Raw genomic sequence first — 12197 nt, forward strand, 5'->3', positions numbered from 1 at the left:
CCGCCCCCTGCCTCGACAGCCTCGGCGCGCACCGACCGAGCTGACCACCGAGGCGAGCGCGGAACAGCCGCAACAGCCGGACGGCGATCAAGCAGGCCCCGCAACAGCCCCCGCAGCAGGCGTCGCGCGGACACCGCCGAAGGCCCGGACCGCTCCCGTTCGCAAGGCTGCCCCTCGGACGGCAGCCGGGACGCCCGCAGAGGTGACCCCGACCACGCCGGCGCCGCGCAAGCGCGCCGCGAAGACCACCAAACGCGCGGTCACCCCACGCACTAGCACCACGCCGACAGAGCCCGCCCCCGAACCCGTGCACGCACAGCAGACGGCACCATCCGAGCAACAGACGGCGCCCGCCGAGCCCCAGTTGGCACCGGCGGCACCCGCCGTGCGGCAGGCTGAGCCGGCTCTGGGGCGTACCCCGGAATCGGAGCTGCGCGCGGTCGCCGCGCGCGTGCTCGACCACCCTGGCTTCGCACCGGAGCTGTTGGCTCTGGCTGCGGTGCGGACGTTCGGGCCCGGCGCGGCCGGGTGGGCCGCTGGGTTGCGCGACCGCTATCCGGACGCCTCGGCGGACGGCCTGGCCCGGTTGGCGGCCCGGCGGTTCGTCCGCTCGGCGGGTGCGGGTGGGGCGGCCTCCGCGTTGGCCGGCTTCTTCGCGCCGCTGGCCGAGTTGGTGGCGGTGCTGTGGACGCACTCGGAGCTGGTGCTGCACCTGGCCGCGGCGTACGGCAAGGATCCGACGCATCCGGACCGGGCCGTCGACCTGCTGGTGCTGACCCAGGTGCACCCGGATCGGGCGAGCGCGGCGGCGGCTCTGGCCGCCGCCGAGACGGCTGGTGACCCGGTCGAGGGGGCGTGGCCGCGGGCGGCGGAGGCGGCTTGGCGGTTGGCCGCGCCGCTCACGGCGCAGGCCGGTGGTTGGGTGGCGCTGCGGCTGGTGGCCCGGTTGCTGCCGGGCGCGGCGGTGCTCGCAGCGGCGTTGGGTGACGCGGCGGCGGCCGACCGGCTCGCGGCCCGCACGGTGGCGGTTTACCGACCTGACCGGCGTTGACGGGTCAGAGCCAGTCGAACCACTCCCGGGGCAGCAGCGCGTAGCCGACGAAGGCGAACACGTCGAGCACCGTGTGCGCGATGATCAGCGGCATCACCCGCCGGGTGCGCAGGTAGAAGAGGCTGAACACGACGCCCATGATCGCGTTGCCGACGAACGCGCCGAAGCCCTGGTAGAGGTGGTACGAGCCACGCAGCAGCGCACTGGCCGCGATGATCGCGGCCAGCCGCCACTGGAGCTGACGCAGCCGGGTGACCAGGTAACCGACCACGATCACCTCTTCCAGCACGGCGTTCTGCACGGCGGCGAGGATCAGCACCGGAACCGTCCACCAGACGTCCGGCAGCGCGGCTGGCACCAGCGTGGCGTTGAGGCCCAGGTGGGCCGCCACCCAGAACAGCGCCAGCCCGGGTAGGCCGATGAGCGCCGCCAGGCCGGCGCCGCGCGCCACGTCCTGACCGGGCCGCCGGGCGTCCAGGCCGAGGGTCCGCGCCGGGTCGCCGGGGTCACGGCTGAGCAGGTGTACGGCGAGCAGCACCGGCAGCAGCGCGAACACGATGCCGAGCAGTTGGTACGTGAGGTCCAGCCAGGGGCGGGCCGACGCCGAGGTGTTCAGCGAGGCGGTCTGCTTGGAGAGCGGACCGTCGGCGGTCAACTTCGCGATGATCGAGACCACCGCGTAGATCGCGGACTGGCCGAGGGACAGGCCGAGGACCAGCAGCGTCTCGGTGCCCAGCAGTCGGCGGGACACCGGGCGGGTCAGCTCAACTGTCACCGCACCACTCTGCCCGACGTGCGGCATCCGTGACATGGCCGACCGGCCACCATGAGCCGATCGCACATTCTGTGCGACCAGTCGACACGCTCCGTGGAGATTCTATGGGCGCCCGATCCGTTGCCGTCTGGAGAAGGAGCGTCAGTGGACAACCTCGCGCGGTTGCTGAAGGAGAGCTGGACCCTGGTTGAGGACGACCGGGTCCGGCTGAGCGGTCACTTCTACGCTCGGCTGTTCCTGCTCGACCCCGCCCTGCGGCAACTCTTCCCGGTACAGATGACCGGCCAGGGCGACCGTCTACTCGAAGCGATCATCACGGCGATCCACACTGTCGACGACCCGGAGAGCTTCGACGAGTTCCTCCGGGCGCTGGGCCGCGACCATCGCAAGTACCACGTCGACGAGCGGCACTACGCCACGATGGGCGTCGCGCTGCTGGACGCGCTGCGCAGTACCGCCGGCGACGGCTGGAACCTGGAGTACGACCAGGCGTGGCGGGAGGCGTACGCGGCGATCGCCGCCGTGATGGTGGCTGGCGCGGCCTCCGACGACGATCCGCCGTTCTGGCACGCCGAAGTGCTGACCCACGAGCGGTACGGCCCGGACACCGCCGTGCTGACCTGCCGGGCGTTGCAGCATCCGCTGCGCTGGCAGGCGGGGCAGTACGTGAGCCTGGAGGTGCCGCGCTTCCACCCCCGGGTGTGGCGCAACTACTCGGTGGCGAACGCCCCGAACGACGACAACGTGCTGGAGTTCCACGTGCGGTCTCCGGGGGCCGGCTGGGTGTCCGGTGCCCTGGTGCGGCGGGTGCGGCCGGGTGACCTGCTCCGCCTGGCGGCGCCGATGGGGTCGATGACCCTGGACCGCGCCTCGGAACGGGACATCCTCTGCGTGGCCGGCGGCGTCGGGCTGGCGCCGATCAAGGCGCTGGTGGAGGAGCTGGCCACCTTCAACCGGACCCGGTGGGTGCACGTCTTCTACGGTGCCCGGCAGGCGGCCGACCTGTACGGCCTGGACGGGTTGCAGGAGTTGGTGGCAGTACACCCGTGGTTGTCGGTCACCGCCGCGTGCAGTGAGGATCCGGACTTCGACGGCGAGCAGGGCGAGATCCCGGAGGTCGTGGCCCGGTACGGCCCGTGGACCACGCACGACTGCTTCGTCTCCGGTGCCGCCCGGATGGTCCGGTCCACCCTGCGGGTGCTCGCTGCGGACGATGTGCCGCCGCCGCACATCCGTTACGACACCTTCGGTGACCTCTAGACGTTCCTCCCCCCACACCGGGGCGCGTGCCCCTGCCCCCTGGGGCACGCGCCCCGGCCCTTCCTGGTCAGTAGCGCCAGGGGTGCCCGGTCTCGCGGTACTCCTCCACCGGCACCAGTGGCACGCCGGGTGCCATCCGGTCGACGTACAGCCGGCCCTCCAGGTGGTCGATCTCGTGTGCGACCAGCCGGGCCATGCCGAATTCGAACGACGTGATGATCCGGCTGCCGTCCCACTGGGCGTGTTCCACGTCCAGTCGCAGCGGCCGGGGCACCAGACCTCGGTGGTCGAAGAAGGAGAGGCAGCCCTCGTACTGCTCGTCGGTCTCCGGGTCGGCGTCGACCACCCGGGGGTTGAGCAGCACGACCGGCTCCGCCGACCGGTCGGGGGGCCGCACCACGGTCGCCGCCCGGCCGATGCCGAACTGCGGGGCGGCGACGCCCACCCCCTTGCTGAACGGGTGTAGCTCGTCGAGCCGGGCCAGGGCCATGGTGAGCCGGTCGACCACGTCCCGGGCGACGTGTTCCTCCCCGGGCAGGTCGAACGGGCGGGCCCGCTGGCGGAGCAGGTCGTCCCCGCGTTGCACGATGCCGAGGCCGCGCATCCGGTCGCTGGGTCGGACCCGGGCGCCGCCGGGGCCGATGTCCGGTTCGGTGTCCGGTCGGGCACGGAACCGCCACTGCATCCGGTAGCGGGCGTTCAACGGGGGGTCGTCGGTCTGCCAGTCGTAGATCACCCGTTCGCCCTCGTCGTGACGCTGCGGCGCCGTCCGCAGCGGGCCCTCCTCCGCGCTGAGCGAGGTCTCCACGCCCCAGACCTGCGGGTCGAGGGCCACGGGCAGGTCCAGGCGTACGGCGAGCTGCCGGGTGGGCAGTCGGACGGCTCGCTGGAACCAGGGGCCCCACTTCTCGTGCCCGACGCTGTACGCGTACTCGATGGTGGCCCGGTCGCCCGGGTAGAGGGGGAAGCGTCGCTCCCCGTTCTCGAAGAGCAGCCAGATCTCCTTGAACGCGTCCCGATCGTGCTTGGCTCGCCAGTGCATCGGCTCCGGGTCTCCGCCACCGTCGTCTCGACGGGCCTGTATCTGCAGCTCGGCGAAGGTGAGGGGGTGCTCCCGATGGTGCCGGTTGGAGCGGCCGGGGTCGTTCGGGTAGCGGTCGACGGCGACCCGGACCAGGTAGCGGGTGACCGGCTCGGTGCCGGCGTTGTACAGCTCACGGTGGATGACGCACCGGTAGCCGTCGTCGGCGTGGGTGAGGGTGGCCAGTTCCCGTTCCACGACCAGGCCGGTGCCGGGTGGCAGCCACTGGCCCGGCAGGTACGGCTCGCGGTGCGGCTGACCCGCCCGGGCGTGCCGTAGGTCGTCGTACTCCCGGAAACGCTGCCAGATCGCGCCGCTCGCCTCCAGGACTGCCTCCGCGCGGCGGGCGAAGTCCTCGGTTGGGCGGTGCCGGCGCCCCTCGACGTGACTCACGTAGGACGGGTCGAACCCCATCAGGACGGCCAGTTGCTTCTTGGACAGCCCGCGCCCGGTCCGTTGCCGGGCGAGTTCGGCCGCGAAGGAGTCGGCAGCCCGTTCGAGGGGTGAGGTAGTCATCAGCTTCCTCGTGGCCGGGGCTATAAGTTTCACGTTCCGTGCGCGAGCACACACGCAAGTGGCATGTTTTCGACACACCGCTTGACAATTCACCGACGGCCATCGATCGTGCGGCGGCGTTTCCCAGCACTGACTCCGGGTAGTACGCGGAGCGCTACTCCCGTCGAACACTGGGTGACCTGGGCCTCCGAGATGTGACCAAGGTGAGCCTTCCCTTACGGCCGCGGGCGTGGTTAGGCTAGCCTTAGCTCAGGACGGCACTGGTTCGTCCGCCGGGGCGCACTCCTCGGTCACACAGACAGGGGACGATTCGGGTGACAGCGGTGATGCCACGGCGGGAGGCCGCCACCACGCCGCTCGCCCCCGTCACCGCGGCGCTCCGGGCCATGTTCGGCACCGACGACCTCCCCGGCCTCGCCCGGGGCCTGCTGGTCGACGACGAGCTCGGCTGGACGCCCGCCACCACCCTGGTCGACGGCAGCCGACTGCCGGAGTTGCTGAACGGCGCCGCCGTCCGCTGGGGCGGCACCCCGCACGCCTGCGCGGCGCTGGCCTGGAAGTCCTACAGCTACTGGGCCGCGCTGCCGGTGGTGCTCGGCTGGGCCTCCGCCCGGCGGGTGCCGCTGCTCGCTCCGGCCGACCTGCTGATCCACTTCGAGGACCATCGGCAGCTGCTCACAATGGGCATTCGCCGGGGCACCACGGTGGCGGTGCTGCCGAACGACCCGCTGGCGCTGGCCGGCCTGCCGGAGGTGCGGGTCGTCGCCGACGAGGCGGAGCTGCTGGCCGCGCTACGCGCGTCCCTGCTCGACGCCCACCTGGCGCCGCTCATCACGGCGATCCAGTCCGAGGTCCGGGTGGGCACCCGGACGCTGCTCGGCTCGGTAGCCTCCGGCATCGCGCACGGCATCCTGCGGGCTGCGGACGCCCTGCCCGGCTCCACTGTGCAGAGCATCGACACACTGCTCGGCGCACTCGACCTGGCCGACCTGATCGAGCTGGTGCCGGGGCCGACCGGTGAGCCGACAGTGCAGCGCCGCACCTGCTGCCTCGCCTTCACCCTCCCCCGCCCGAAGGTCTGCCAGGGCTGCTGCGTCCGCTAGGGCCCGGGCAGGCTGGGCCATACTGCTCGCTCAGTCGGTGAACGACCGGACATCCCACACCCACACGCCGCCGGTGAAGACCGGTTGGATCCCGGTCAGCTCCGTCATGCCCCGGCGCAGCGCTTCCTCGTGCTCGTGTGGCCCGAGGATGACCACCCCGGCCCGCCAGTAGCGCAGGTCGTCGACCGCTCGGACCCGGCTCTGCGGGGTGATCGGCGGCACCGCCCCGGTGCGCCTGATGGTGGCGAAGAAGCTGCTTGTGGGTCGAGGAGTCGCACCGAACAACGCGACCTTCGGCGGATCGGCGTTCGGGCGGGTGTCCGGGCCGAGGAAGTAACCACGGGCCAGCGGCATGTCCAGCCGGGTCGACGCAGACCAGCGCAGCGGCTCGGCGTAGGTGGTGTCCGGCAACGGCAGGGTCACCACACTGCGCCCACCGGCCACGTACGGCCGCCACGCCCCACTGGTCACGAAGCTGGGGACCGGGTCGAGGTGGGCCACGGGCAGCGGGGTGGGGAGGATCGGCAACAGGGCCATCGTGAGCACGGTGGCGGTGACGAAGCGGACCTGCCCCCGAGCGGCCGGGTGGGCCTCGGCCAACTCGCGGGCCCGTTCGGCGGCGTAGGCGAGCAGCAGCCCGATGATCGGGGTGATCGCCAACGCCCAGCGTGTCGGCACCACCGAGTGCAGGATGGGCAGGTTCTCCAGCGCCGCCCACGGGCCCGGCACACCCGTACCCCGATTGTCGAAGCGGACCTCCCGACCCAGCGAGAGCACCGCGAAGAGCAACCCGAGCGCGGCCAACGCGAGCACCACGATCGAGCGGCGCAACCACCAGACCACTGCGATCACCAGCACCACCAGCGCCCAACCGAAGAAGCTGTTCTCCTCGGTCGGGTTCTTGGCCAGGCCCGCGGCGGTGCGCGCGCTACCGGCCAACGATTCCCTGGAGTACGCGACGAACGAGGCCACGTCGCTGGAGTAGCCGCGGATCAGGCGGGACAGCCCGGAGTACGCGCCAGGTCCGAAGAACTGGACGTACAGGGGGTACGCGAGCAGGAGCCCGGCGACCCCGGCGGCGACGGCCAGCCCGGCGAGAAAGGATCGGGCCCTCGACCGTAGATCCGCGCGCCTGAGGGCGAGCACCCCGACGATCACGCCGAGCCCGATCGCGGTCATCAGCAGGATCTCCAGGTTGAGGAACGCCTGCCAGACGATGACCAGCGCGAGGAGGACCCCGTTGCGCAGCCAGCGGCCCGGTTCAGCGAGTCGCAGCGTGCGCCAAATGATCAACGGGACGACGAACTGCGACACGATGTTCGGGTGCCCATTGGCGTGCGACACCATGGCCGGCGCGAACGCGCAGAAGCCGGCGCCCAGCCACGCCGGCCCCCGACTGCCGATCAGGACCCGGGAGAGCAGGAAATACCAGGCCGTGGCTGTGGCAATCATGCCGGCGGTGAGAAAGATCAGAAATGACGCCCGCGGCCCAAACAGCACTGTGATCGGCGTCATTGGCAATGAAATGGATAATACGGACGTATTGGCCATCAGATTGACGCCGTCGGGGACGTTCATCTGATTGGAATGGAACGGGTACGCAAAGTGCGTGACGACTCGCGTACCGTGAGCCATCATCCATTCGAACTGCGACTGATCCGACTGGTTGTCCCGCACATCGCTGCCCGGGTCCAGCCAGAGTCGACAGGTGACCCAGAAGCCGAGCAGCACGAAGCTCAGCACGGCGGCCAGATCGGCCCACATCCCCCTGCGGGAAGGCCGAACAGCGCCGGAGGCCCCCTCCGCCGACGACGCGGCGGCCGGGCCGCCACTGTCGCTGGGCACGTCCGGTTCAGGAGTAGTCATGACAATTCATAGGGTAGTCAGCGTATGGCACCGCCGTGACATGTTTCGGGGTACTGCCGTACTATGTGCCGGGTTCGCCGACCGCCGATCACGAACCCACCCCCCGACCACAATTCGGCCACCCCGATGCCTCGATTCTTTCGCCGTCTCAGCGGATGATTCACTCTGTCGGTCCAGGCTCGGGTCGAGTTCATATCGTGAGGAATCGACGCATGGCAGAAATCACTGGGGATCAGCGCGTGCAGTCCGAGGTGCTGGAAGGCCTGGCAACCGCTGTCAACCACCGTCGCTGGTTCATCGAACTGGCCGTGCCGTACCTCGGCGACGACCCGATCGAGATCGGCAGCGGCCTCGGTGACTACGCGCTGGAATGGTCCGAGCGGCTGCCGCGGTTCACCGCGACCGAGGCCGACCCGGACCGGCTGGTGCAGCTCAAGGAGCGCCTCGCCGACCGTCCGAACATCGACGTCCGGCAGATGCTGCTGCCGCACAACGACCGGGGCGACTACAGCGCGGCCGTCTCGTACAACGTGCTGGAGCACATCGAGGACCACGTGGGCGCGCTTCAGAGCATGCGCGACCTGGTCCGACCCGGCGGCGCCGTGATCATCATCGTGCCCGCGTTCCAGTTCGCGATGGGCCCCGCCGACATCGCCACCGGGCACGTCCGCCGCTACACGAAGAAGACGCTCGGGGCGGCGATGACCGAAGCCGGCCTGACCATCGAGAAGATGCACTACGCCAACGCGCTCGGGCTGATCGGCTACTTCATGGCCACCAAGGTCTTCCGGCTGATGCCGAAGGAGGGCCCCATGGTCAAGGTGTACGACACCCTGGTCCTGCCCGCCACCAAGGCCGCCGAGCAGTTGGTCCTCCCGCCCTTCGGCCAGTCCGTCTTCGCCGTAGCCCGCGTCCCAGCCTGACCCCGTCCCGCCCCGCCCCGCCCCGCCCCGGCCCGCCCCGCCCCGGCCCGCCCCGGCCCGCCCCGGCCCGGCCCGCCCCGGCGATCTTGCACTTCCTGTCGTCGTTATGCCCTGGTATGTCAGGAATGTCGGGACAGTAAGTGCAAGATCGCGGGAGCTGAGGGGTCCGGGTTAGTCCTTGATCTGGTAGGTGGGGCGGATTACCGCTCTTGCCACTGTGTGGAACGTCAGGTTGAAGCCGACGTAGGCAGGGCTGGCGTCCGGGGTCAGGTCCAGGCGGTCGACGTCCAGGGCGTGCACGGCGAAGACGTACCGGTGCGGGCGGTCGCCGGGCGGCGGCGCCGCCCCGCCGTAGCCCTGCTCGCCGTAGTCGTTGCGGACCGAGAACGCCCCGCCGAGGTCGGTGCCCGCCGCGCCACCAGCCCCGGTGGGCAACTGGGTGACGCTGACCGGCACGTTCACCAGCACCCAGTGCCAGAAACCGCTGCCGGTCGGTGCGTCCGGGTCGTAACAGGTCACCGTGAAGCTCTTCGTCTCGGCGGGGAAATCCGACCAGGTCAGCTGCGGCGAGACGTTGTCGCCCCCGGTGCTGCCATGCGCGTGCCGGGCGTCCATCGGCTCGCCGTTCTGCACGTCGTCACTCGTCAGCGTGAACGACGGCACCGTCGGCAGCAGCTCGTACGGGTCCGGGGCGATCGGTCGTTCCAGGGTCATGGGGACGCGTCCTTCCGATGTGCGGAGATACCAGCCCCTTCTTACCCCGCCACGGCCCTCCCGACGACCGGAAGCGCGCGCTGACCGACTGTGGTTTCGGGGAGCTACGTTTGAGTTCGGGCAAAGTTCCGCAGGGGGACATCGTGGCCGGCATCTGGCGAGACTTCGCGGTAGCCGTCCTCACCGCGTTCCGCCGCCGGGACGAACGAGCCATCGCCGACGAACGCCGACGCGCCGTCGAGCGACTGGCCGACGAGACGATCCGCCGGGAGCGGCGGGCCACCGACCCGCCGGAGTGACCCGGGAGGCGGGGCACTGGACGGGGGCCGTCACCGGCGCCAGATCCACTCGACATTCAGGAAATCGCGGTATCCGTGTGGCCCGAACACCCCGACTTCCGGGAAGTCGAGTGGATCAAGGGGGCGGAGGGTGTGGGATTCGAACCCACGAAGACATCGCTGCCTTACCGGTTTTCAAGACCAGCGCCATCGGCCACTAGGCGAACCCTCCTGGGCCGCCACCCGTGGGCGTACGGCCACGCATAGTCTGCCACGGCTCGCTTCGGACGGCCCGGCGTCCCTCCCCGGCGCGCCGGCCAGGCCGTCTGCTCGGTCCACAGTGGGCTGGAGGGTGCGCCTGCGGCACCCGGTGGGATCGGGAAGACTGGGCCCATGCGAGCCATCACGATTCCGCAGCCCGGTGGACCCGACGCGCTGGTCTGGGCCGAGGTGCCCGATCCGGAGCCGGGCCCCAACGAGGTGGTCGTGGACGTGCGGGCAACTGGGGTCAACCGCGCTGACCTGCTGCAACGGCAGGGGCACTACCCGCCGCCGCCGGGCGCGCCAGCGTACCCAGGGTTGGAATGCTCTGGGGTGATCACGGAGGTTGGCGCGGAGGTCGCCGGGTGGGCGGTCGGGCAGCAGGTCTGCGCGCTGCTGGCCGGCGGCGGGTACGCGGAGCGGGTGGCGGTCCCCGCCGGGCAGTTGCTGCCGGTGCCAGCGTGCGACCCGGTCGACGCGGCGGCACTGCCCGAGGTGGCCTGCACTGTCTGGTCGAACCTGATCCGGGTGGCGCGGCTGGGCGCGGGCGACACGCTGCTGGTGCACGGCGGCGGCAGCGGGATCGGCACCTTCGCCGTGCAGTTCGGGGCGGCCCTCGGCGTGACAGTGCTGACCACCGCGCGGGAGACCAAGCACGATCGGCTGCGTGAGCTTGGCGCGGCACACCTGATCGACTATCGGGAGCAGGATTTCGTCGAGGAGGTCCGGCGGGTCACCGACGGGCGCGGTGTGGACGTCATTCTCGACATCATGGGTGGGTCCTACCTGGGGCGGAACGTCTCCGCGCTGGCCACCGGCGGTCGGCTCGTGGTGATCGGGATGCAGGGTGGGCGCAAGGCCGAGTTGGATCTCGGCGCGCTGCTGACCAAGCGGGCGAGTGTCACCGCGACGTCGCTACGGTCCCGTCCGCTCGCCGAGAAGGCGGAGATCGTCCATCGCGTACGGGACGAGGTGTGGCCGTTGGTCGAGGCGGGCCGCATCCGGCCGATCGTGGACCGGCGGCTGCCGATGACCGAGGCTGCGCAGGCGCACCGGCTCGTCGAGTCGAACGAGCACTTCGGCAAGGTGCTGCTCACCCGCCCGCCGGGCGGCGGGTCGGGCGTCAGCTGAGTGAGCCTGCCGGGTCGCCGTCAGCTGAGCGAGCCTGCCAGCGTCGGATCGTCGGTCGGTCGGGGCAGCACCAGCCGGGCGCCCGGGCCCTCGCCGGCCAGCGTGTCCTCCGGGTTGTTGAGCGTGCAGCGCTGCAAGGACAGGCAGCCGCAGCCGATGCAGCCGTCCAGGTCGTCGCGGAGCTTGGTGAGCAGCCGGATCCGCTCGTTCAGCCGGCTGCGCCAGCTCGCCGACAGCCGCGCCCAGTCCTGCGGGCTCGGGGTGCGGGCCTCGGGGAGCGAGTCGAGTGCCTCCCGGATCTCGTCGAGCGAGACGCCGACCTGCTGGGAGATCCGGATGAAGGCGACCCGACGCAGCTCGACGCGGGCGTAGCGGCGCTGGTTGCCGCCGGTGCGGTCGGCGCGGATCAGCCCGAGTCGCTCGTAGTAGCGCAGCGCCGACGGTGCCACCCCGGAGCGGGCGGACAGCTCACCGATCGTCAGTAGATCCGGCATCACAAGGTCCTTGAGTTGAAGTCCACTTCAACTCACACAGTAGTGGCATGACCACCACACTGCCCACCGACAGCAGCGCCCGACTGCCCGGGCTGATCCGACGACTGACCGGCGACGAGAAACACGCGCCGAGCGCGCACTCCACCGTCGACGTGCTCCAGGTGCTCTACGACCGGGTGCTGCGGGTCACCCCCGACACCGCCGACGACCCGGAGCGGGACCGGTTCCTGCTCTCCAAGGGCCACGGACCGGCCGCCTACTACGCGGTGCTCGCCGCGCACGGCTTCATCCCGGACGCCTGGCTCGACGACCTGGCCGGGCCGGAGAGCCGGCTCGGCCACCACCCGGACCGGCTCCTGGTGCCCGGGGTCGAGATCGGTTCCGGCTCCCTCGGGCACGGGCTCGGGCTGGCCGCCGGCACCGCGCTCGGCCTACGCGCCCAGGGGCTGCGCAAAGCCCGGGTGTACGTGCTGCTCGGCGACGCCGAACTGGACGAGGGATCCAACCACGAGGCGATCGCGTACGCGGGAGCGACAGGTCTGGACAGCCTCACCGCGGTGGTGGTCGACAACGATTCGGCCAGCCACGGGTGGGCCGGTGGCATCGCCAGCCGGTTCACGGTCAACGGGTGGACCGCCGACACCGTCGACGGCCGGGACCACGAAGCCCTGTACGCGGCGTTGACCGGGCACCGACCAGGACACCCCCACCTGGTGGTCGCCCGCATCGAGAGCAAGGGATGAC

Annotated in this window: 12 protein-coding genes and 1 tRNA gene; 7 read left to right on the top strand and 6 right to left on the bottom strand. The window is 71.0% G+C overall.

The window, feature by feature from the left end; all coding sequences use genetic code 11:
• Positions 1-202: 202 nt before the first annotated feature.
• The gene (locus AB0B98_RS03490; protein WP_357360638.1) at positions 203-1051 is read left to right on the top strand and encodes a hypothetical protein; all 849 of its coding nucleotides are present in this window, start codon (positions 203-205) and stop codon (positions 1049-1051) included.
• Positions 1052-1055: 4 nt separating this feature from the next.
• On the opposite strand, the gene AB0B98_RS03495 is transcribed toward AB0B98_RS03490, so the two are convergent.
• Complete coding sequence (locus AB0B98_RS03495) at positions 1056-1826, bottom strand: CPBP family intramembrane glutamic endopeptidase (RefSeq protein WP_357268260.1); 771 nt, start codon at positions 1824-1826, stop codon at positions 1056-1058.
• Positions 1827-1970: 144 nt separating this feature from the next.
• On the opposite strand from AB0B98_RS03495, the gene AB0B98_RS03500 reads away from it, so the two are divergent.
• A complete protein-coding gene (locus tag AB0B98_RS03500) occupies positions 1971-3086 on the top strand; it encodes a globin domain-containing protein (RefSeq protein ID WP_357360640.1) in 1116 nt (371 codons plus the stop codon).
• Positions 3087-3153: 67 nt separating this feature from the next.
• On the opposite strand, the gene AB0B98_RS03505 is transcribed toward AB0B98_RS03500, so the two are convergent.
• Positions 3154-4683 (bottom strand): peptide deformylase, encoded by a 1530-nt coding sequence (locus AB0B98_RS03505; protein WP_357360642.1) that lies wholly within the window; start codon positions 4681-4683, stop codon positions 3154-3156.
• Positions 4684-5009: 326 nt separating this feature from the next.
• Here AB0B98_RS03505 and AB0B98_RS03510 point away from each other — a divergent pair, with 326 nt between their 5' ends.
• Positions 5010-5786: a hypothetical protein gene (locus AB0B98_RS03510; RefSeq protein ID WP_357360644.1), complete on the top strand. Its 777-nt coding sequence runs from the start codon at positions 5010-5012 to the stop codon at positions 5784-5786.
• A gap of 30 nt (positions 5787-5816) precedes the next feature.
• On the opposite strand, the gene AB0B98_RS03515 is transcribed toward AB0B98_RS03510, so the two are convergent.
• Complete coding sequence (locus AB0B98_RS03515) at positions 5817-7550, bottom strand: hypothetical protein (RefSeq protein WP_357361113.1); 1734 nt, start codon at positions 7548-7550, stop codon at positions 5817-5819.
• A gap of 314 nt (positions 7551-7864) precedes the next feature.
• On the opposite strand from AB0B98_RS03515, the gene AB0B98_RS03520 reads away from it, so the two are divergent.
• A complete protein-coding gene (locus tag AB0B98_RS03520; RefSeq protein WP_357360646.1) occupies positions 7865-8575 on the top strand; it encodes a class I SAM-dependent methyltransferase in 711 nt (236 codons plus the stop codon).
• A 171-nt stretch (positions 8576-8746) separates the two neighbouring features.
• On the opposite strand, the gene AB0B98_RS03525 is transcribed toward AB0B98_RS03520, so the two are convergent.
• Positions 8747-9289 (bottom strand): YbhB/YbcL family Raf kinase inhibitor-like protein, encoded by a 543-nt coding sequence (locus tag AB0B98_RS03525; RefSeq protein WP_357268251.1) that lies wholly within the window; start codon positions 9287-9289, stop codon positions 8747-8749.
• A 110-nt stretch (positions 9290-9399) separates the two neighbouring features.
• Between AB0B98_RS03525 and AB0B98_RS03530 the strand changes: the two genes are divergently transcribed.
• On the top strand, positions 9400-9588 hold the full coding sequence (locus AB0B98_RS03530; protein ID WP_238669958.1) for a hypothetical protein: 189 nt from the start codon (positions 9400-9402) through the stop codon (positions 9586-9588).
• Positions 9589-9712: 124 nt separating this feature from the next.
• Here the strand turns inward: AB0B98_RS03530 and AB0B98_RS03535 are convergent.
• Positions 9713-9799 (bottom strand) — tRNA-Ser (locus AB0B98_RS03535).
• Positions 9800-9960: 161 nt separating this feature from the next.
• Between AB0B98_RS03535 and AB0B98_RS03540 the strand changes: the two genes are divergently transcribed.
• Entirely contained in the window at positions 9961-10959 is a 999-nt protein-coding gene (locus AB0B98_RS03540; RefSeq protein WP_357360648.1) for an NAD(P)H-quinone oxidoreductase, read from the top strand.
• Positions 10960-10979: 20 nt separating this feature from the next.
• Here the strand turns inward: AB0B98_RS03540 and soxR are convergent, their stop codons facing one another.
• Positions 10980-11453 carry a redox-sensitive transcriptional activator SoxR gene (soxR, locus tag AB0B98_RS03545; RefSeq protein ID WP_238669962.1) on the bottom strand — a complete coding sequence of 158 codons (474 nt, stop codon included), beginning with the start codon at positions 11451-11453 and terminating at the stop codon, positions 10980-10982.
• Positions 11454-11500: 47 nt separating this feature from the next.
• On the opposite strand from soxR, the gene AB0B98_RS03550 reads away from it, so the two are divergent.
• Positions 11501-12196, top strand: coding sequence for a transketolase (locus tag AB0B98_RS03550; protein WP_357360650.1), 696 nt, complete (start codon positions 11501-11503; stop codon positions 12194-12196).
• Position 12197: the final 1 nt, after the last annotated feature.

Source organism: Micromonospora sp. NPDC048947, assembly GCF_040649495.1.
In the GTDB taxonomy this organism is placed as follows: Bacteria; Actinomycetota; Actinomycetes; order Mycobacteriales; family Micromonosporaceae; genus Micromonospora; species Micromonospora alfalfae.